The following is a 21,341-nucleotide window of genomic DNA, read 5'->3' on the forward strand; positions in this document are numbered from 1 at the left end:
GAGGAAAAGTCATGGAATTCTTGAACGCCTTTTCCCATCTCGACTGGTCGCAGGTTTTGCACCTGACGTGGCAACACATCACGCTTGTCGGGATCGCCGTAACCCTGGCGATCGTGGTCGGCGTGCCGCTGGGGATTTTGATGACACGCTTCCCGAGCCTCGCCGGGCCTTTACAGGCCAGCGCCACGGTGCTGCTGACCGTGCCGTCGATTGCGCTGTTCGGCCTGCTACTGCCGTTCTACTCGAAATTCGGCCAGGGCCTCGGTCCGATGCCGGCGATCACTGCGGTGTTCCTTTATTCACTGCTGCCGATCATGCGCAACACCTACCTGGCGCTGAGCGGTGTCGAACCGGGTATTCGTGAAGCCGCGCGAGGTATCGGCATGACCTTCGGCCAGCGCCTGCGCATGGTCGAACTGCCGATTGCCGTGCCGGTGATCCTTGCCGGTGTGCGCACCGCCGTGGTCATGAACATCGGCGTCATGACCATCGCCGCCACCATCGGTGCCGGTGGTCTTGGCGTACTCATCCTCGCTTCCATCAGCCGCAGCGACATGTCGATGCTGATCGTTGGCGCCGTGCTGGTCAGCCTGCTGGCCATCTTCGCCGACCTGCTTCTGCAATGGCTGCAACGCACGCTGACTCCAAAAGGACTACTGAAATGATCGAACTTCAAAACCTCAGCAAGACCTTCCAAAGCAACGGCAAAGATGTGAAAGCCGTGGACTCGGTGAGCCTGACTGTCAATGAAGGCGAAATCTGCGTGTTCCTCGGGCCATCGGGTTGCGGCAAAAGCACCACGCTGAAAATGATCAACCGCCTGATCAAGCCGACCTCGGGCAAGATCCTGATCAACGGCGAAGACACCACCGGCCTCGACGAAGTGACCCTGCGTCGCAACATCGGCTACGTGATCCAGCAGATCGGTCTGTTCCCGAACATGACCATCGAGGAAAACATCACCATCGTTCCGCGCCTGCTGGGCTGGGACAAACAGAAATGCCACGACCGCGCCCGCGAATTGATGAGCATGATCAAGCTCGAACCCAAGCAATACCTGCATCGTTATCCACGGGAATTGTCCGGTGGCCAGCAACAACGGATCGGCGTGATTCGTGCACTGGCGGCCGATGCGCCGCTGTTGTTGATGGACGAACCGTTCGGCGCGGTCGACCCGATCAACCGCGAAATGATCCAGAACGAGTTCTTCGAAATGCAGCGGGCGCTGAACAAGACCGTGATCATGGTCAGCCACGACATCGACGAAGCCATCAAGCTCGGTGACAAGATCGCGATCTTCCGCGCTGGCAAGCTGCTGCAGATCGACCATCCGGACACACTGCTTGCGCATCCGGCGGATGACTTTGTCAGCAGCTTCGTCGGTCAGGACAGCACCCTCAAGCGCCTGTTGTTGGTGAAAGCCGAAGACGCAGCGGACAACGCGCCCTCTGTCAGCCCCGAAACACCCGTGGCCGAGGCGCTGGAATTGATGGACGAGCACGACCGCCGTTACGTGGTGGTGACCTGCACCGAGAACAAGGCGCTGGGCTACGTGCGCCGCCGCGACCTGCACCGCCAGACCGGCACGTGCGGGCAATACCTGCGCGAGTTCAACGCCACCGCTGCCTACGACGAACATTTGCGCATCCTGTTGTCACGGATGTATGAGTTCAACCGTTCGTGGCTGCCGGTGATGGATGCCGAAAGGGTGTTTTTGGGTGAGGTGACGCAGGAGTCGATTGCGGCCTACCTGAGTTCAGGTCGTTCACGCGGGATGAAGACCAGTATCGTCTCGCCAGCAGAGGCCGTGGTCGCCTGATCAATAAATAGTCAGAAACGAACCTGTGGCGAGGGAGCTTGCTCCCGCTGGGTCGCGAAGCGGCCCCTCTTTTAAAAAAGCGGGGACTGCTTCGCAGTCCAGCGGGAGCAAGCTACCTCGCCACAGTTTTTTGTGTTTTCAAAGACTGGAAAAGAATATCAACACCGAGGTGGGCTCTGGCACTGCTAAAGCACCCGCCACATTAATCAAAATCGCCTTCACACCCGCCTCTCGCCGCCAACGTCGCCGATGTTGACGCCATCACACTTCTCTACGAACTAGCTGACAAAAGCATCGAACGTGCAGGTATTTTTAACACTGGAAAAATCACGGGGAACATCTGCCCGTCACACAGGTCCGCTACAAAGAGTGATATCGGGTACGCACGTCAGAAGCGTGCAAAAACGCGACATTTTTTGTTGATCTCAAGCCCCTCACGCCCTAAAGTTCGCGCCGAACGTCCATGCTGGAAACGATCCATCCGGCTCAAGTACTGACGACGAGACAGCAAGGCCAAGGGAAAGCTGCACTTCCCATGGCCTTTTTGCTTTCGGCGACATGCCTTGGGAAGTAGGCGAACCAAAGTGGGGATACGGAGGACGTTCATTTGCACCCATTGATTAACGACGTTTGCCACTAGGAGTCCCAAGTATGTCGATCCAGGTCGAAGACTATTTTGCGCGCGAAACCTTTCAGAAAATGAAGGCGTTCGCCGACAAGCAAGAAACCCCGTTCGTGGTGATCGACACCGCGATGATCAGCCAGGCCTATGACGACCTGCGCGCCGGTTTCGAATTCGCCAAGGTCTACTACGCGGTCAAGGCCAACCCGGCCGTGGAAATCATCGACCTGCTCAAAGAGAAAGGCTCGAGCTTCGACATCGCCTCGATCTACGAGCTGGACAAAGTGATGAGCCGCGGCGTCAGCGCCGACCAGATCAGCTACGGCAACACCATCAAGAAATCCAGGGACATCCGCTACTTCTACGAGAAGGGCGTACGTCTGTTCGCTACCGACTCCGAAGCCGACCTGCGCAACATCGCCAAAGCAGCGCCGGGTTCGAAAGTCTATGTACGTATTCTCACCGAAGGCTCGACCACCGCCGACTGGCCATTGTCGCGCAAATTCGGCTGCCAGACCGACATGGCCATGGACCTGCTGATCCTCGCCCGTGACCTCGGCCTGGTGCCCTACGGCATCTCCTTCCACGTCGGTTCGCAACAGCGCGACATCAGCGTCTGGGACGCGGCTATCGCCAAGGTCAAAGTAATCTTCGAGCGTCTGAAAGAAGAAGACGGCATCGAACTGAAGCTGATCAACATGGGCGGCGGCTTCCCGGCCAACTACATCACCCGCACCAACAGCCTGGAAACCTACGCCGAAGAGATCATTCGCTTCCTCAAGGAAGACTTCGGTGATGACCTGCCGGAAATCATCCTCGAGCCGGGCCGTTCGCTGATCGCCAACGCCGGTATTCTGGTCAGCGAAGTGGTGCTGGTTGCGCGCAAATCGCGCACCGCTGTCGAGCGTTGGGTTTACACCGATGTGGGCAAGTTCTCCGGCCTGATCGAAACCATGGACGAAGCCATCAAGTTCCCGATCTGGACCGAAAAGAAAGGCGAGATGGAAGAAGTGGTCATCGCCGGCCCGACTTGCGACAGCGCCGACATCATGTACGAAAACTACAAGTACGGCCTGCCGCTGAACCTGGCCATCGGTGATCGCCTGTACTGGTTGTCGACCGGTGCCTACACCACCAGTTACAGCGCCGTTGAGTTCAATGGCTTTCCGCCGCTGAAATCGTTTTACGTTTGATAGGCATCCTCTCTGGTCCTGAAACAGGGTAACCCGTGTTCAGGACGAGACAACTCCATTAAAAAAGCCCATAAATTTTATGGGCTTTTTTTTCATTCACGAAGCCAAAGCTCAAGGTGGTTCATCATCTTCACGCACTCACCAGCGCCCTCCAGGGTGCCGGCCAGCTTGAAGTTTAATTCGCCGAGCCTCGCTGCCGTCTTTGCCCGGAGCAGCTCAATGAACAGCCCATGGATACGTCGATAAAGCTCCTCAATGAATAACTGCATCTGAGCGATCACCGCAACGAACCCGGTGAATAACGCTGCGATATCTGCCTTATATTCTTCAGCGCTGACTGAAGGGTCCCTCGAAGAGTAATTGAAGTCCCAGGCCGGAGTAGTCACAGGCTCGCCGAATAACGCCTGCGCAACCTTTGGCGTTGCATGGCAATTACAGGACCGATATTCCATGGCTGTGGCGAATACCGACCTCAACCCAAACGATTCTACATATACTTCTCCCAACGTAAATTTCAATTCTCCTACCGCGATTCTTAGCTCATCGAATCGAAGAGCCAGTTCATGAATCAAATCTGGCACCTTCGTTGGCGGAAATAACATCCAGGTCGGGGACCTGGATAAACTGAACTGCCTGAAATCCACCAGATCAATGGGCTCATCCCGCGAGGTTTTTCCGGTCATCTCCAAACATTCACGAGTGAATATTTCGAGATCTGAAAAAAAAGCTTCGCCTAAAAGTAAAGTTTCTCTGGTACGCCCCCAAAAGGTCTTTAAATATCGCTCATTGAACGGGGCATTCACCAAGCGCGAGTCCTTGGGCAGACTGGCAAGTTGATGGCCATTTTTTCTACGATGCTCAAACATAAGCGATATACGATCAAAGGTCGGATACAAAGAACCTAGAAAAGTGCTGTATCGATTTAAAATGCGCCGTTGCGCTGATGTAAAACCATAGTCTTGTGAATTCATATTCATCATTTGAAGGGGATGGGCATATGACCACCCCCTAAATCCTGTTTATTGATAAACTGGTTTCATGTATTTGACAACTTCCGCTATTTTGGACACTGCACTATCCGCTCGCTTTTCGACGGAAATCGAAGCATCTTGCTTAAACTCACGAGAAAATTTTTCTACATCATTCTTCAGCTTTGAAAACTCATTCACGTATTTCGAACGACCGTCATCCACCTCGTTCAATGTCTTGACCAGAGTGATTTTCCCATCAATCTGGAGAATATGCCTGGCGTACTTTTGCGAGTGCGCTCGCAAATCAGTTGCCTTCTCGGCGAGTCGGTTATACGCGGCCACCATATTGAGAAAAGAAATAGCCTCACCTATACCCGAGATTATTTTCTTAAGCATATCAACAGCAAATAACGCAACCTGGACCTGCGGGGGTGCCAAACCCAACGCTTTCAAACTTTCAAGTGACAATTGAGCTTCTTCGCCAATTTTTTCGACGCCAGCTTTGGCGATCAAGTCAATCGCTTCGGACACCGACTTCATCTGCTCAGTCAGCTCGGCCAATTTTTCCTCGGTTTTAATCTTGAGGTCTTCCGTGAATATCCGATCCTGCGTGAGCGCTACAATCCATCCTTCAGGAGCCTCCCGATCATACGGGATGCTAATACCCCTTTGAATGCTTTTTAGATCCTCAGCATGTGCGCAGACTTTATTGGAAAGGTTATTGAGTTCCACCTCCATATCCTCCCGTACTTCATCCGCATCCTCCGGATTAACCAATTCTGCCTGGTAGCCTTTGAGCTTTTTCTCGGCACGCTCAAGAAAAAGAGTAAAGTCCTGAGCATTCTTGCGCAGCTCAAATGTAATCTTGTTAATATTGAACGCTACGCTATTCATCGTAACAACAGTGCCCGGCAAGTAATCGAATTGTTCGAAAAGCATTTGCGCAGAAGTATTCGCCCCTTGCACTTCAGCATTATGACCACGCAGCTTGACCACATTAAAAACCGGAACATCCACACTATAAATCAACCCACGCATTGCCATCCCCTCCCCAAAAACCAAACGATTGCTCTCATATTCTTTATCAGCCTCTGCGAACACGCTGAGCAACTGATCCGAACCTACTTTTATCTGCTCCCAAGGCTCGACAATACTGAGTATCTGATTCTTGAATCGTCTCAGGGAGGTTGCTTCATCCAGCTTGGTAACGTCTTGCATGGAAGCCGCGATGTAGTTACTCAACGCATTCCATACCAGCATAAGGTTTTGAGTCGCCACTTCAGCTTCAACCGCAACGTAACTCAGGTTCTGCAGATCATCACGCACTCTGTTCAAAGAGCTCAGTGTCTGGCTTTTGCTGGCCATCAATTGATTCGCGGTTCTTTGCAAATCTTTAAGCTTGTTACGCTGAGTGCGTATCTGCTCAGCTTTGACACCCTGGTAGATGCCGAGAATCAAACCGCCAACATTCAAGGTCGCTGCTGCCTTGATTGCCTCTTGAACCATCTGATCATATTGCTTGTTGAGATCCTCAATCTCTTTTGAGCGCTGATCAATTTCATCCTGCAGAACCTGTATATCTGCCCCATAGGTATTGTTCTTAACAAACTCAAGTCGCAACCTGATTTGCGGCAGCACTTTCGTGAGCATGTCGTGGCCAAACTCGTTCAGTCTGGTTCGTACCGACTCGGCGCTTTGATGACATTGCGTGACCTTGAACAGCAGATCATTGAGGTAGATTCGAATTTCGTTTACATCTCCGGGAGACACCTCATCACTGGGGAGGCCTGGAACTTTCATTTTCAGTTTCAGATACTCTTCCGGCGTATTGATATTATGTTCTTCCAGATATTTCGATATCTTGAGGTCCTCATATACCTCTACAATTGAGTAACCTGTCCTGAGGATGCTGCCGGCAAAAATTTTCAGCTCGTTGCCTGTCAGCATTATGTCCCGGCGTAATGGTGACCAGCGCTTGGCATGGTTATAGGTCAAAGTGAATGTAAATAAAAAATCACTCGCCGTCAGCCCCTTGCCCCCCTCATCACCCGCGCCGTAATTCAAGTATGCAATTACATCTTGCAGCCGAACAGGAAGAGAAAGCCCTAACGTTTCATACTTCTTGAGACTGATGATCTGTTCCTTGGTCAACTGTATCCCCATTCCACGGTGATGCTCTTCACCCACACCTAACGATGCATTCACAAACACCTGGGGTGTGTTGGCGGCAGCTTCGACCAGTTCATTATTCGTTTTCAACTCCATCAGAGACTCCTTGTCTTCGTCGAGTATTAAGAAAGAATTAACATCAACAATATTCGAGCGCCGCTTCCGGCGACACTTTTCAATACTGTGAAAACAACCTTAAGGCGATACGAAACAAATCAACAAGTCTTAAAATATTAAAATTCAAGACAGCAGACATTAATAAAATAACCAGACCAGCAACAACCATCCCGCCCGCCAACTTTTACAGCGCGAAATTTTAATATAGGCTTTCTATTATTAATGAACAGCGAAGCTGTTACGACGTGACCAACTGTGATAATCGCTGTTGATAAACTTCAGCCATCCCACGAATCTGCGGATGTCTTGCGCTTGACAAGGCTACAACGCTCACCCGCAGGAAATTGCTGTTTCCTCCCGCCAACGCCTTGTGCAACCACTCCAGAGCCTCGCCGATTTGTCCTTCTTCCGCCAAGAGCCCTGCATAACTGAATTGCCCACGAAAATCCCCGCCGAGCGCCGAGCGTCGATACCAGCTTCGCGCCGCGAGTGGGTCAGCGAGGCAAAACTTGCCTTCCTCCAGATAACGCCCCAACAGATTCATCGACTTCGCATGGCCCAGTTCGGCTGCCTGGCGATACAGACTCAAGGCTTGCCGCTGATCCACCGCCACGCCACGCCCGGTCGCCAACAGATTGGCATAGTTGTATATCGCCCAATCCAGTCCGGCTTCGGCAGCCTGGCGATAATGCCCCGCAGCAACCGTCGCATCGGCTACGCAACCCCAGCCGTGTTCATGACAACGACCCAGCATGTTGCGCGCCATCAAATGCCCGCCTTGGGCAGCGATCTCGAACCAGCGCACAGCCAGCGGCTGATCCTGCTCAATACCTTGCCCATCCAGCAAAATTTGCCCGAGCAAGGCCTGAGCGTCGAGCACACCCTCACGCGCGGCGATCAAAATCGCCTGTGCAGCGCGTGCCGGGCTTTCCTCGAGCATGGTTTTAAGCTGGTCACCGTCGAGGACTTCCTCGCGGCGCAAACGAAAATCCGCCACTTACACCTCGACCCAGCGGCGCAACAGATTGTGATAAGTGCCGGTCAAGCGGATCAACGATGGGTGATCGGGCACATCGCGGGTCAGGTTGCGGATCGCCCCGTCCATCTCGAACAACAGTGCCCGCTGGCTGTCTTCACGCACCAGGCTCTGCGTCCAGAAGAACGAGGCGTATCGCGTACCCCGCGTCACCGCGTTGACCTTGTGCAGGCTGGTGCCGGGGTACAGGACCATGTCGCCGGCGGGCAACTTCACACGCTGGGTGCCGTAGGTATCCTGGATTTCCAGTTCGCCGCCGTCGTAGTCCTCGGGCTCACTGAAGAACAGCGTGGCCGACAGGTCAGTGCGTACCCGTTCGATGCTGCCCTTGGGTTGGCGCACGGCGTTATCGATGTGGAAATCGAAACTGCCACCGGCCGTGTAACAGTTCAGCAACGGAGGAAAGACCTTGTGCGGAAGTGCTGCTGACATGAACTGCGGATTTTTCCACAGTCGCTCCAGCATGGCCGCGCCAATCTCCTTGGCCAGCGGATGACCTTCCGGCAATTGCAAATTGTGCTTGGCCTTGGCCGACTGGTAACCGGCGGTGATCTTGCCGTCGGCCCAATCAGCCTGTTCCAGAGCCTCGCGGATGCGCTGCACTTCTTCTTTTTCGAACAAGCCTGGAATGTGCAGCAGCATGGCGTAGACACCTGGAAGCAAAAGGACGCCAATGGTATTGATTCTTATTGCCTGTGTAAAACCCGCTAGACGAACGAAGCAGCAAAAACCGTAAGGTCAAATTGTAAAGAATGTAAATTCAGTGCGAATAGCAATATTTCGCAATTGCTACAAATACGTGTTTACCCTATATTCCGCCGCCTCAAATCCTTGGGGAGGGGAATCAAAATGTCACGTCAACACCCACAATTACCGGTCAGCTCACCGCGTTTGCTCGCTTCTGCAATTGGCGTGGCAATCACCGCCGGCTCCGCTGGTCACATGGTTTTCGCGGCTGAAAAAACCGACGAGAAAGCGCCGGGCAACACGATTTCCCTCGGTGCCACGGCCATCACCGGTGAAGCCCAGGACGACACTTCCTACAACGTCGAAAAAGCCTCCTCACCCAAGTACACCGCGCCGCTGGTTGACACTCCGCGTTCGATCACGGTCATCCCGCAACAAGTCCTCAAGGACACGGGCGCGATGAACATGCAGGACGCGTTGCGCACCGTTCCCGGCATCACCTTCGGTGCCGGTGAAGGTGGCAACCCGCAAGGCGACCGTCCGTTCATTCGTGGTTTCGATGCCCAAGGCGACACCTATCTGGATGGCGTGCGCGATACCGGTTCGCAGAGCCGCGAGATCTTCGCCGTAGAGTCGATCGAAGTCAGCAAAGGCCCGAACTCGGCCATCGGCGGCCGCGGCGCGGCCGGGGGCAGCATCAACCTTGTGAGCAAAAAAGCGCATCTGGGCGACTCGTTCGACGGTGGTTTCACCTGGGGCTCCGACCAGACCCAGCGTTACACCATGGACGGCAACTATCAGTTTTCCGACACCGTCGCCGGCCGTCTGAACCTGATGAGCCACGAGAGCAACGTCGCCGGCCGTGACAGCGTCGACTACGATCGCTGGGGCGTGGCGCCGTCGCTGGCGTTCGGCCTGGGCACCGACACCCGGGTCAACCTCGACTACTACCACCTCGAAAGCAACGACACGCCAGACTCGGGCATTCCTTATTCGATTCCGACCGCAGGCTCGGCGGCGCGTACCAAGGCCAATCCGGACAAACCGGATGACGGCGGCGACAGCAGCAACTTCTATGGCCTCGACAACCGCGACTTCCGCAAGACCCGCGTCGACACGGCCACCATTGCCATCGAGCACGACCTGAGCGACGCGCTCACCGTCAAGAACACCCTGCGTCATGGCAACAGCATGCAGGACTACATCCTGACCCAGCCGGACGACAGCAAGGGCAACGTCAACAATGGCAGCGTCTGGCGCCGTGCGAACACCCGCGTCAGCAACACCGAGACCACCACCAACCAGACCGACCTGTTTGGCGACGTCTACATCGCCGGCTTCAAGAACAGCTTCGCCACCGGTATCGAGCTGAGCCGCGAAGAAAGCAAGAAGTCCTCGTACAACGTCAACACCGACACCACGCCAAGAACTGCCGCAGCGACCACCAACTGCAGCCCCGCGCTGATCGGCGCGCCAAGCGGTTACAACTGCACCTCGCTGTCCAGCCCGAACCCGAGCGACCCATGGAACGGCGCGATCTCGCGCAACTATGCCGGCACCGACACTACGGGTAAAACCTACGCGCTCTACGTGTTCGACACTTTGACGTTGTCCGAGCAGTGGCTGGTGAACATGGGCCTGCGCTACGACCACTTCGACACCGACTACAAGACCTACAACGCGGCCGGCACCACCACCTCCAAGGGCGATGATGTCAGCGAGTTCGTTACCGGTCAGTTCGGTGTGGTCTACAAGCCGGCGGAAAACGGCAGCATCTATGCGTCCTACGCAACATCCGCCACCCCACCGGGCGCGACCCTGGGCGAAGGCCAGGACGGCAACCCGCTGGGTGGCACGCCTGATCGCAACGGCAACCTGCTCGCCAGCGACATGGAGCCGGAGACCACCAAGAACTACGAAATCGGTACCAAGTGGGATCTGTTGAACGATCGTCTGTCGCTGACGGCTGACATCTTCCGCACCGAGAAAGAAAACGCTCGGGTGCAAACCAACACCACCACGTACGAAAACGTCGGCAAAACTCGGGTTCAAGGTTTCGAACTGTCGGCCACTGGCAAGCTCACCGACAAATGGCAGGTCTTCGCCGGTTACGCCTACATGGACAGCGAGCAAATCGATGGCGGCGACATGCCGGCCAACCGAGCCAACAATGGCAACGAACTGCCGAACACACCGAAAAACAGCGCCAGCCTGTGGACGACTTACCAGGTCACGCCGAAGCTGACCATCGGCGGCGGCGCGTTCTATGTCGACGACGTGTTCGGTAGCGCAGCCAACACCACCATGGTTGATTCCTACGTTCGCTACGATGCGATGGCGGCCTACAAGCTGACCAAAAACGTCGACCTGCAATTGAACGTGCAGAACCTGACCGACGAAACCTACTACGACAAAGCGTTCTCGACTCACTTCGCCAACCAGGCGGCGGGCCGTACTGCTTTGCTGAGCACCAACTTCCACTTCTGATTGACTGTCATACGACAATCGCTGTGGGAGCGAGCTTGCTCGCTCCCACAGCTTTTGTGTGTAAAAGGAATGTTTCTCGACAACCCACGGCATAATGCGCGCCGTGATGACAACTTTTGAACGAACAAGGCGAGCGACGTGTTGAAGAAAACCCTGTTCCAGTTGCACTGGTTTTTTGGCATCAGCGCCGGACTGGTCCTGGCCCTGATGGGCATCACCGGGGCGACGGTATCGTTTCAGGACGAGATCCTGTATGCGTTGAATCCTTCTGTGTTGCAGGTGCAGAAACAGGTCGCCGGTGTGCTGCCGCCCGCTGAATTGGTGGAGAAGATCGAAGCGGCCACGAACCTGAAAATCGCGATGCTCTCGGTCGACATCGACAACGACGTCGCCGCAAAAGCCTTCTTCACCCCGGCACCGGGTGAGCGCCGCGGTCCCATGCGTTTCTTTGATCCGTACACCGGCGAATTGCTGGGCGACGCCACTGGCCAGCAGTTCTTCGGCCTGATGCTGCAACTGCACCGTTTTCTCGCCATGGGCGATACCGGTCGGCAAATCACCGGCGCCTGTACCTTGATCCTGGTGTTCTTCTGCCTGTCCGGCCTCTATCTGCGCTGGCCGCGCCAGTGGAAAAGCTGGCGCGCGTGGCTGACTCTCGACTGGAAGAAAAAAGGTCGCAGCTTCAACTGGGACCTGCACTCGATCGCCGGCACCTGGTGCCTGGTGTTTTATCTCCTGGCAGCGCTGACCGGGCTGTCCTGGTCCTACGAGTGGTACAACAAGGGTCTGAACAAATTGCTCTCCGACTCACCGCAGAACGAACGCGTTCGTGGTGGTCGCGGCCCGGCACCGAAAGGCCCGGCGCCGACAGCCGATTATTCGGCCATGTGGAGCAGCATCTACAGCGCGGCCGGTCCCGGCCTGAGTTTCTATAACACCCGCATGCCACCGGTGGCCGGACAACCGGCGACGGTTTTCTATTTGCTCAAGGATTCGCCCCACGACCGCGCGCTGAACCAGATCACCCTCGATCCGCTCACCGGCGTCATCAAGCGGCACGAGCGCTACAGCGACAAGAGCTTCAAGGCACAGTTGCTGACCAGCATCTATGCGCTGCACGTCGGCAGTTTCTTCGGCATTGGTGGGCGGATCATCCTGACGATCACCGCGCTGACCATGCCGCTGTTCTTCATCACGGGTTGGCTGCTGTACCTCGATCGTCGACGCAAGAAACGCCAGGTCAAGGACGCACGCAAAGGGCTGGCCCAATCAGCCAGCGATGTGCCAGCGTGGCTGATCGGCTTCGCCAGTCAGAGCGGCTTCGCCGAGCAACTGGCGTGGCAGACTGCCGGCCAATTGCAGGCCGCCGGCCTGCCGGTCAAGGTCCAGCCGTTGGCGGATGTCAGCGAGCAAGATCTGCGTGAATCGAGCAACGCTTTGTTCGTGGTCAGCACTTTCGGCGACGGCGAAGCACCCGATAGCGCCCGGGGGTTTGAACGCAAGTTACTGGGCCGCAGCTTGAGCCTGGAAAGCCTGAACTATGCGGTACTCGGCCTCGGTGACCGCCAGTATCAACATTTCTGCGGCTTCGCCCGACGCCTGCACAGCTGGCTCGGCGAACATGGCGGCAAGACCCTGTTCGCCCCCGTGGAAGTCGACAGTGGCGACCCTTACGCCTTGCGTCACTGGCAGCAACAACTGGGCCAGTTGACCGGTCAGGCGCCGGTGGACACCTGGCAAGCGCCGAGCTACGACAACTGGACCCTGACCCGCCGCGAACAAATCAACCCGGACAGCAGCGGTTCGCCCGTCTATTTGCTGGGCCTCACCGCACCCACCACCAGCAGTTGGCTGGCTGGCGACCTGGTGGAAGTGTTGCCGCGCAACTGCCCTTGGGCGATCGAACATTTCCTTGATGGCCTGAGCATCGATGGACGGGCAACGATTGAACTCGACGGTTTGTCGCAACCGCTGGAGCAAGCCCTTGCCAGCCGCCAACTGCCAGAAAATCGCAGCCATCTGGTCGGCCTGCACGCGCAAGCGCTGGTAGCCGCTCTGGTGCCGTTGGCCAAGCGCGAATACTCCATTGCCTCGATTGCCGCCGACGGCATTCTGGAGTTGATCGTACGCCAGGAACTGCATGCCGATGGCAGCCTCGGTGTCGGCTCCGGTTGGCTCACTGAACACGCGCCTGTAGGCAGCAGCATCAGTCTGCGGGTGCGCCGCAACAGCGGCTTCCATCTCCCGAACGAACCCGTGCCCATGATTCTGATCGGCAACGGCACCGGTCTGGCCGGCTTGCGCAGCTTGCTCAAGGCGCGGATTGCCGATGGCCAGCAACGCCAGTGGCTGTTGTTCGGCGAGCGCCATCGGCAACACGATTACCTGTGCCGCGATGAGCTGGAAGAGTGGTTGATTTCCGGAGATCTCCAGCGCCTGGACCTGGCGTTCTCGCGGGATCAGGCCGAAAAGATCTACGTGCAGGATCGCCTACGCGAATCGGCCGGCGAGTTGAAGAAATGGCTGGCGGACGGCGCGGTGATCTACATCTGCGGCAGCTTGCAGGGCATGGCCTCCGGGGTCGATCAAGTGCTCAATGATGTGCTCGGTGCTGCCGAAGTCGAGCGCCTGATCGAACAAGGCCGCTACCGCCGCGACGTGTACTGACAACTGCGCACCTGCCCCTGTCGTTGATCGTTCCCACGCTCTGCGTGGGAATGCGGCCCTGGGACGCTCTGCGTCCCAAAAGCCGAACGCAGAGCGTCCGTAGAGGCGTTTCCACGCAGAGCGTGGGAACGATACTCCATCAGCGGGTCACACCGGCTGCAACGTCTGTTCAAAGTCGGAAACCCCATCCAGATCACGCAACACCACGCTCAACGCCCCGCTTTGCCCTTCGATATTCACCTCACCGAAAAACTGAAACCCGGCAAACGGTGAAATGTTCTGCGCGGGCGGTGCTTTCTGGAACACCACTTGCGGGCCGAAGGTTTTATCCAGCGGATTAGGCCCGTAGCTCCCGGCATTCAGGGGACCTGCGACGAACTCCCAAAACGCTTCGAAATCCTGGAACGCGGCGCGGTCCGGGTGGTAGTGATGCGCGGCGCAATAATGCACATCCGCCGTCAGGAACAGGAAGTTGCGCACCTGCTGCGCCCGCAGGAACCCCAGCAGCTCGGCAATTTCCAGCTCGCGGCCCTGGGCCGGTCCCGGATCACCATTGGCCACCGCCTCCCAGCGCTCGACACCGGGGCTGACCTCGCCATCGGGCACGCCGAGGCCGATGGGCATGTCGGCAGCGATGACTTTCCATTGTGCTTTGGAAGCTTTCAACGATGCTTTCAACCAGTCCAGTTGTTCACGACCGAGGAAGGGTTTGGCGCCACCCAGGTTGTCGTCATTGGCCTCGCGGTAACTGCGCATGTCGAGCACAAACACATCGAGCAATGGTCCGTAACTGAGCTGGCGATAGATCCGTCCGCCACCATCGGCGCTCTGCAAACGCATCGGTGCATATTCGAGCCAGGCCTGACGCGCGCGGCCCACCAGGCTGTGGATATCTTGGCTCTTGTAGCGCTCATCCAGTTGCTTGCCTGGCGACCAATTGTTCACCACTTCATGGTCGTCCCACTGCCAGATTTGCGGCACTTCGGCATTGAAGCGACGGATGTTTTCGTCCATCAGGTTGTAGCGGTAATTGCCGCGGTAGTCGTCGAGGGTTTCGGCGACTTTGCTCTTGGCCTCGGTGGTGAGGTTGCGCCACACGCGACCGCTTTCGGTGGTGAGTTGGGCGGGTACGGGGCCGTCGGCGTAGATGGTGTCGCCGCTGTGGATAAAAAAGTCCGGCAGGCGCAAACGCATGGCTTCGTAGATGCGCATGCCGCCGATGTCCGGGTTGATGCCGAAGCCCTGACCGACGGTGTCGCCGCTCCAGACGAACCGAATGTCGCGGCGAGTTTGCGGCACGCTGCGCAAGTGGCCGAACCACGGTTCGCTGGCGACGCCGCTCTGGGCATCTTCAAACTGTACGCGATAGAAAATCGCCTGGTCGGCGGGCAACCCGGTCAACTCGACACGGGCGGTGAAATCGGTGCGGGCATCGGCCAATGCCGAGACGAAACGCCGAGGGTTGGGGAACAGACTGCGGGTGTCCCATTCCACCACCATTCGAGCCGGGCGGTCGCTGCGGCTCCAGATAATCGCCCGGTCTCCCAACAGGTCGCCGGACTGCACGCCGTCGGTGAGTTGTGGTCGATCCTTGACCGAAGCGATGACCGCCGGCGCCAGCCCCGGCAACAACAGTCCGGCGCCGACCGCTTGCATCACACGACGACGGCCAAGGTTGAAATCGCTCATGGTGTTCTCCCTGGAAAAGGAAAAACTTAAGCACGTGTCCGTGACGCTGATGTGAAACCGCGATCCTTGTAGGAGCCGAGCTTGCTCGCGATGGCGGTGTTTCATTCACCTCGATGTTGAATGTCAGTCCGTCATCGCGAGCAAGCTCGGCGCCTACAAGGTTCCGCCTCAGGCCTTGGCCGGCTCCAGCGCCAACTCAACCGTCTCCGGGCGCTTGACCAGCGCATACACCACCGCCGTCAGCAAACTCCCGGCGACAATCGCCAGCAGATACAGCAACGCATGATTGATCGCATTCGGAATCAGCATCACGAACAACCCACCGTGGGGCGCCATCAGTTTGCAGCCGAAATACATCGACAACGCACCGGTCAGCGCACCACCGGCAATGCTCGCCGGAATCACTCGCAACGGATCTTTCGCAGCAAACGGAATCGCCCCTTCGGAGATGAAGCACAACCCCAGCACCAACGCCGCTTTACCGGCCTCGCGTTCGGTCTGGGCGAATTTGCGTCGGGCGATGAACGTGGCAATCCCCAGGCCAATCGGCGGCACCATGCCGGCGGCCATGGTCGCGGCCATCGGTGCATAACTCTGCGACGCCAGCAGTCCCACCGAAAATGCATAAGCGGCTTTGTTGATCGGTCCGCCGAGGTCGACGCACATCATCGCGCCCAGCAGCACGCCGAGGAGAATCGCGTTGGTGGTGCCCATGCTGTCGAGAAAATGCGTAAGCCCGGCAAGCATCCCCGCCACCGGTTTACCGACCACATAGATCATCACCAGACCGGTAAACAAACTGGCGAGCAACGGGATGATCAGAATCGGTTTCAACGCCTCGAGGCTTTGCGGTAAACGCGCGTAGCGGTTGATCGCCTGCGCCGCGTAACCGGCGATAAAACCGGCGATGATCCCGCCAATGAATCCAGCGCCCAGGGTACTTGCCAACAGTCCACCGATCATCCCCGGCGCCAGGCCCGGCCGGTCAGCAATCGAGTAGGCGATGTAGCCCGCCAGCAACGGCACCATCAGCTTGAACGCCGTGTCGCCGCCAATTTGCATCAGCGCCGCCGCCAGCGTGCCCTCTTCCTTGAACGCAGTGATGCCGAACACGAAGGACAAGGCGATCATCAAGCCGCCCGCTACCACCATCGGCAGCATGAACGAGACGCCGGTCAACAGGTGCTTGTAAACGCCGGTCTTGTCTTTTTTGGCCGCGGCGCTGGCACCCGTCGCTGCGCGTTCCTGGGTGCCTTCGGCGAGGGCCTTGTTCAATGTCGCTTCGGCTTGCTTGAGCGCAATGCCGGTGCCGCAGCGGTAGATTTTCTTGCCGGCGAAACGCTCGGTGGCCACTTCGATGTCTGCCGCCAGCAACACCACGTCGGCATCGGCGATGGCCTGCGCACTCAGCGGGTTGCGCGCACCGACCGAGCCCTGGGTTTCCACTTGCAGGTCGTAGCCCAAGCGCTTGGCCGCTTGCTGCAATGCTTCGGCGGCCATGAAGGTATGCGCGACACCGGTCGGACACGCGGTGACCGCGACCAGGCGCGGCGCATTATTTGCGGCCCCCGCCGGTTCCACGACGGCTTCGGCGACGGCTTCAGGCGCTGAATAAACCTGAGCTTCTTCAGCCCCGCGGCGCAACACTGATTCCACATCCTGAAGGGCCTGGGCCGGGGTGCTCTGGTAGATGCGCTTGCCCACGAATCGCGACATGTCCACCGGCGCACTGGTGACCAGCAACACCCATTCGGCCGCATCGAGTGTGGCCGCCGACAGTTGCCGCTCGGGGTGCGCCGCATCGCTGATCTCGACGCTGGTGCTCCAACCCTGGCGCTGGGCTGCTGCGTCCAGCAAACGGGCGCACAGCACACTGGTGACCATGCCGTTCGGGCAGGCAGTAACAATGGCTAACTTCATGACCAACCCTCTTATTGTTCTGTCAGGGGACGCACGCGCACACCCTGTTCGAGCTGCGCCAGGCGCGCCGCATCGCTGATACCGAAACCGATCTGGGTAACCGCCATCGCGGCAATTGCCGTGGCCGTTCGCAAGGTTTGCTCAGGTGTATCGGCACTGACCAATCCGTGCAGCATGCCGGCCAGCAAGGAATCACCAGCGCCCACGGTGCTGGCGACGCTGACCTTGGGTGGCGTGGCATGCAGCGCCGAACCGACACTGAACCAGTTCACGCCGTCGGCACCGTGGGAAATCACCACATGCTCGATACCCAGGGCGTGCAAACGGTTCGCCGCTTCTGCCTGGGCCAGAACCGAAACCGCTTCGCTACCCAGCACCTCTGCCAACTCTTCGCTGTTGGGCTTGATCAGCCACGGGCCGGCCGTGAGCGCGGCGCGCAATGCTTCGCCGCTGGTGTCGAGGGCGACTTTCAAACCGAGGTTTTTCAAGCGCACGATCAGCGCCTGCAACCACTGCGGGCTGACACCCTGCGGCAGACTGCCCGCGACGACGACGGCGTCATGCCCCGGCGCAATCTGGTCAAGCCGATCAAGCAAATCCTGTTGCGCCGCCGCGCTGACCATCGGTCCCGGACCATTGAGGTCGGTGATGCGCCCGTCGCTTTCCGCCAGTTTGATATTGCTGCGGGTCTCGCCGGGAACACGGATGAACGCATCGACAAAACCGCGTTTGGCAAACAGGGTTTCGAACGCTTGCAGATTGTCTTCACCGAGAAAACCACTGACCGTCAGCTGATGGCCCAAGTCCGCCAGCACCTGTGCCACGTTCACCCCTTTACCGGCGGCGTGGCTGTGCAGGGCGTCGCTGCGATTGACCTGACCGGGCTCCAGGCGCGACAACTCGACGGTGAGGTCGAGCGCCGGGTTGAGGGTCAGGGTAAGAATCCGGGCCATTACAGGGCCTCCACTAGTGCGCGCACTTCATTGGCGCTGCCCACGGCGAGCGCCTCTCGGGCAAGAATTTGAGTCTGGCTGAGGCTGAGTTCGCGAATCCGCGCCTTGACCTCGGCAATGCTGCGACCACCGACGCTGAGCTCATCCACACCCAGACCGACCAGCACCGGCACCGCCAGCGGATCGGCCGCCAACTCACCGCAGACACCGACCCACTTGCCATGGGCATGGGCCGCTCGAACGGTGATATCGATCAGTTGCAGCACCGCCGGATGCAAGCCATCGGCCTGGGCGGAAAGCGTCGGATGACCCCGGTCGATGGCCAGGGTGTATTGCGTCAGGTCGTTGGTGCCGACACTGAAGAAATCGACCTCTTTGGCCAGCACCGGCGCCAACAACGCCGCCGACGGCACTTCGATCATGATCCCCAGTTGCAGGTCCGCCACCGGGATTTCCAGGCGCAGGCGTTCGGTCATGTCTCGCGCCTGACGCCACTCATCGACACTGCCGACCATCGGGAACATGATCCGCAACGGACGGTTGTCGGCGGCGCGCAACAAGGCGCGCAACTGCGCTTCCATCACCTGCGGACGCTGCAGGGTCAGGCGAATGCCGCGCACGCCGAGGAACGGGTTTTCTTCCTTGGCAATCGGCCAATAAGGCAGCGGTTTGTCACCGCCGACATCCAGCGTACGCACCACCAGCGGCCGCCCGGCGAGGCCATCGAGGACACGGCGGTATTCGGCTTCCTGCGTCGCCTCGTCCGGCGCTTGCGGGTGGGCCATGAAAATCAGTTCGGTGCGCAACAGGCCAATGCCTTCGGCGCCCTGCTCCACCGCGCCGGTCACGCCTGCGCTCTCACCAATGTTGGCAAACACCTCCACCGCATGCCCGTCGGTCGTCAACGCCGGTTGATGGCGTTGTTCGGCGGCAGCCTTCAGACGTTGCTCACGGGTATCACGCTCTTCAGTTGCGCGCTGCAAAGTGGCCACATCGGCATCCACGTGCAGGCGACCGCGCTGACCATCGAGCAACAACGGCGTGCCGGGCGCCAGCAGCAGCACTGCAGGGCCGGCGCCGACCAGTGCCGGAATACCCAGGGCCCGGGCGACAATGGCGCTGTGCGCGGTGGCGCCGCCACGGGCGGTAAGAATGCCGGCCACACGGGCCGGATCGAGACGCGCCACATCGGAAGGGCCGACTTCGTCCATCACCAGAATGTACGGTTGATCCGGCTCGTGCGGGGTTTCGATTCCGCACAGTTGCGCCAACACGCGCCGGCCAATGTCGCGCAGATCGGCGGCGCGCTCGGCGAGCAACGCGTCGTGCAAGGCTTCCTGCTGCCGGGCCGCAGCTTCGATTACCGACATCCACGCCGCTTCGGCGCTTTCGCCCTGCTTGAGGCGGGTGTCGACTTCATCGGTCAACTCAGGGTCGTCGAGCATTTCCTGGTGGGTGATGAAAATCTCGCGAATGGCCTTGGCCTTGCTGCGCTCGATCAAGCCCTGAATGTCCTGGCGTACCGCGGCCAGTGCTTGCTTGAGACGCTCGCGCTCGGTCGCCGCGGATTCACCGCGCAGCGGGTATTCGATGGTTTGCAGCACTTGAATATGCGCCGGGCCGATGGCGATTCCCGGCGCAGCGGCGATAGCCTGCACCAAACTCCCGGAGGTTGGCGCCAGCAGTACTTGCGTCACTTCAGCGATTTCTTCGCGCGGCTGGCTCACCGGTGGCAGCGGCTCGACTTCCTCACCCAGGCCTTCTTCGATGGCAGCCAATAGCGCGGGCAAGGCATCGGCGGCAATACTGGGCTCGGCGATGATTTCCAGCACCTGACCGCGACGGGCGCCGAGGCTGAGCAATTTGCTCAGACTCTTGACCGATACCGCGCTGTCCTGACCATCGACGATGCGGATGCGAATCTCGCCTTCAAAACTTTTTGCCAATTGCGCGAGAATCTTCGCCGGGCGCGCATGCAATCCGTGGGCGTTCGCCAGCGCAATGCGCGCACTCGGCCAATCGGCAGGCAGTTCACCACCGAGCACTTCCAGCACCGCACGGCAGCTGGTGGCGCGCCCCAATTCATGGCCTCGACCTTCTATCAGCAAGGCGCACAGACGTTCGAGCAACGCCTGATGGGCCTCGCCCAGACTGGCCAGGCAAAACAGTCCGTTAAGCGGTTGGCCGAGGTAACGCAGCGGTTTGTCCGGGGTGACGAAGGCCAGTCCCGGACGCTTCACCGTTTGCTCGCTGTGCAGCCACCACAGGCCATCACCCAGCGGCAGAGCTTCGACCTGCTGCAACACTGCCGAGAAACCGTTGCTCACGCAGTCGGCCTGGCGCAGCAATCGCGCGCCGCGCCAAACCAGCTCTTCGAAATCTTCAGCGGCAACGCCCAGGCCAATCATCTGTGCATCCAGCGCCAGCTCCTGCGGCGCGCCTTGCAGCAGCTTGAGCAAGGCTTCGGCAGAGCTGGCGCGGCGCAAGGCCTGTCCCAGATCGGTCTCGCCGAGGGCCCGGGTCAGCAGCTGCAACAGGCGCAGGTGTTCGTCGGATTTGGCAGCGATGCCAATGGCCAGGTAAACGGTCTGGCCGTCGCCCCAATCAACGCCGTCGGGGAACTGCATCAGCCGCACGCCCGTGGTGTATACCTGATCGCGGGTTTGCGGCGTACCGTGGGGAATGGCAATACCTTGACCGAGAAAGGTCGAGCCCTGGGCTTCACGGGCCTGCAGACCGGCCAGGTAACCGTCGGCAACCAGGCCATCGGCGACCAGATGTCCGGCCAGTAATTGCAACGCTGCGGCCTTATCCACAGCCGACTGGCCCATGGAAATCTGCTCTATGGTGAGCTCGAGCATGCTTTCTCCTTTTTGGCACCTTGGGTGCCAGGTATTGTTTTGAATGATTCAGCTTAGGCTTTTGTCTTGAAACAATCTTTGGCGGTTTCGCGGCAGCACCTGCCAAAGCGTATTTAATCCAGAAAATACGCCTGCTGAAACGTTTAATCT

The 21,341-nt window shown here is 58.4% G+C and carries 13 protein-coding genes; 5 read left to right on the forward strand and 8 right to left on the reverse strand.

What is annotated here, in order from left to right:
* The first annotated feature begins 11 nt into the window (after nt 1-11).
* From D8U69_RS22295 to D8U69_RS22305, 3 genes are all read left to right on the forward strand, one after another.
* Nucleotides 12-665: an ABC transporter permease gene (locus tag D8U69_RS22295; RefSeq protein WP_056854989.1), complete on the forward strand. Its 654-nt coding sequence runs from the start codon at nt 12-14 to the stop codon at nt 663-665.
* A complete protein-coding gene (locus tag D8U69_RS22300; RefSeq protein WP_130908133.1) occupies nt 662-1,819 on the forward strand; it encodes an ABC transporter ATP-binding protein in 1,158 nt (385 codons plus the stop codon). The genes D8U69_RS22295 and D8U69_RS22300 overlap by 4 nt, the downstream gene beginning before the upstream one ends.
* A gap of 651 nt (nt 1,820-2,470) precedes the next feature.
* The gene (locus D8U69_RS22305) at nt 2,471-3,634 is read left to right on the forward strand and encodes a type III PLP-dependent enzyme (protein ID WP_056854987.1); all 1,164 of its coding nucleotides are present in this window, start codon (nt 2,471-2,473) and stop codon (nt 3,632-3,634) included.
* A gap of 92 nt (nt 3,635-3,726) precedes the next feature.
* On the opposite strand, the gene D8U69_RS22310 is transcribed toward D8U69_RS22305, so the two are convergent.
* From D8U69_RS22310 to D8U69_RS22325, 4 genes are all read right to left on the reverse strand, one after another.
* Nucleotides 3,727-4,605, reverse strand: a complete 879-nt coding sequence (locus tag D8U69_RS22310; protein ID WP_130908134.1) for a hypothetical protein — start codon at nt 4,603-4,605, stop codon at nt 3,727-3,729.
* Between the two features lie 48 nt (nt 4,606-4,653).
* Nucleotides 4,654-6,870 (reverse strand): alpha-xenorhabdolysin family binary toxin subunit A, encoded by a 2,217-nt coding sequence (locus tag D8U69_RS22315; protein ID WP_130908135.1) that lies wholly within the window; start codon nt 6,868-6,870, stop codon nt 4,654-4,656.
* 259 nt (nt 6,871-7,129) lie between these two features.
* The gene (locus tag D8U69_RS22320) at nt 7,130-7,831 is read right to left on the reverse strand and encodes a tetratricopeptide repeat protein (RefSeq protein ID WP_056855257.1); all 702 of its coding nucleotides are present in this window, start codon (nt 7,829-7,831) and stop codon (nt 7,130-7,132) included.
* 57 nt (nt 7,832-7,888) lie between these two features.
* On the reverse strand, nt 7,889-8,569 hold the full coding sequence (locus tag D8U69_RS22325) for a Fe2+-dependent dioxygenase (protein WP_130906251.1): 681 nt from the start codon (nt 8,567-8,569) through the stop codon (nt 7,889-7,891).
* Nucleotides 8,570-8,776: 207 nt separating this feature from the next.
* On the opposite strand from D8U69_RS22325, the gene D8U69_RS22330 reads away from it, so the two are divergent.
* The gene (locus D8U69_RS22330; protein WP_130908136.1) at nt 8,777-11,101 is read left to right on the forward strand and encodes a TonB-dependent siderophore receptor; all 2,325 of its coding nucleotides are present in this window, start codon (nt 8,777-8,779) and stop codon (nt 11,099-11,101) included.
* 138 nt (nt 11,102-11,239) lie between these two features.
* Nucleotides 11,240-13,768, forward strand: a complete 2,529-nt coding sequence (locus D8U69_RS22335; RefSeq protein WP_130908137.1) for a sulfite reductase flavoprotein subunit alpha — start codon at nt 11,240-11,242, stop codon at nt 13,766-13,768.
* 147 nt (nt 13,769-13,915) lie between these two features.
* Here D8U69_RS22335 and D8U69_RS22340 read toward each other — a convergent pair whose 3' ends face one another.
* From D8U69_RS22340 to ptsP, 4 genes are all read right to left on the reverse strand, one after another.
* A complete protein-coding gene (locus tag D8U69_RS22340) occupies nt 13,916-15,457 on the reverse strand; it encodes an alkaline phosphatase D family protein (protein WP_130908138.1) in 1,542 nt (513 codons plus the stop codon).
* Between the two features lie 168 nt (nt 15,458-15,625).
* A complete protein-coding gene (locus D8U69_RS22345; protein WP_130908139.1) occupies nt 15,626-17,377 on the reverse strand; it encodes a PTS fructose-like transporter subunit IIB in 1,752 nt (583 codons plus the stop codon).
* 11 nt (nt 17,378-17,388) lie between these two features.
* Nucleotides 17,389-18,330 carry a 1-phosphofructokinase gene (pfkB, locus tag D8U69_RS22350; protein ID WP_056854980.1) on the reverse strand — a complete coding sequence of 314 codons (942 nt, stop codon included), beginning with the start codon at nt 18,328-18,330 and terminating at the stop codon, nt 17,389-17,391.
* On the reverse strand, nt 18,330-21,191 hold the full coding sequence (gene ptsP / locus D8U69_RS22355; protein WP_056854979.1) for a phosphoenolpyruvate--protein phosphotransferase: 2,862 nt from the start codon (nt 21,189-21,191) through the stop codon (nt 18,330-18,332). The genes pfkB and ptsP overlap by 1 nt, the downstream gene beginning before the upstream one ends.
* Between the last annotated feature and the right edge of the window lie 150 nt (nt 21,192-21,341).

Source organism: Pseudomonas sp. Sample_16, from assembly GCF_004307665.1.
Taxonomy (GTDB): Bacteria; Pseudomonadota; Gammaproteobacteria; order Pseudomonadales; family Pseudomonadaceae; genus Aquipseudomonas.

What these genes read in the sequence shown, in the direction of transcription:
- D8U69_RS22325 (WP_130906251.1), bottom strand. Translation starts at nt 8,569, where the DNA reads ATGCTGCTGCACATTCCAGGCTTGTTCGAAAAAGAAGAAGTGCAGCGC.
- ptsP (WP_056854979.1), bottom strand. Translation starts at nt 21,191, where the DNA reads ATGCTCGAGCTCACCATAGAGCAGATTTCCATGGGCCAGTCGGCTGTG.
- D8U69_RS22330 (WP_130908136.1), top strand. Translation starts at nt 8,777, where the DNA reads ATGTCACGTCAACACCCACAATTACCGGTCAGCTCACCGCGTTTGCTC.
- D8U69_RS22340 (WP_130908138.1), bottom strand. Translation starts at nt 15,457, where the DNA reads ATGAGCGATTTCAACCTTGGCCGTCGTCGTGTGATGCAAGCGGTCGGC.
- D8U69_RS22345 (WP_130908139.1), bottom strand. Translation starts at nt 17,377, where the DNA reads ATGAAGTTAGCCATTGTTACTGCCTGCCCGAACGGCATGGTCACCAGT.
- pfkB (WP_056854980.1), bottom strand. Translation starts at nt 18,330, where the DNA reads ATGGCCCGGATTCTTACCCTGACCCTCAACCCGGCGCTCGACCTCACC.
- D8U69_RS22300 (WP_130908133.1), top strand. Translation starts at nt 662, where the DNA reads ATGATCGAACTTCAAAACCTCAGCAAGACCTTCCAAAGCAACGGCAAA.
- D8U69_RS22310 (WP_130908134.1), bottom strand. Translation starts at nt 4,605, where the DNA reads ATGAATTCACAAGACTATGGTTTTACATCAGCGCAACGGCGCATTTTA.
- D8U69_RS22320 (WP_056855257.1), bottom strand. Translation starts at nt 7,831, where the DNA reads ATGCTCGAGGAAAGCCCGGCACGCGCTGCACAGGCGATTTTGATCGCC.
- D8U69_RS22315 (WP_130908135.1), bottom strand. Translation starts at nt 6,870, where the DNA reads ATGGAGTTGAAAACGAATAATGAACTGGTCGAAGCTGCCGCCAACACA.
- D8U69_RS22295 (WP_056854989.1), top strand. Translation starts at nt 12, where the DNA reads ATGGAATTCTTGAACGCCTTTTCCCATCTCGACTGGTCGCAGGTTTTG.
- D8U69_RS22305 (WP_056854987.1), top strand. Translation starts at nt 2,471, where the DNA reads ATGTCGATCCAGGTCGAAGACTATTTTGCGCGCGAAACCTTTCAGAAA.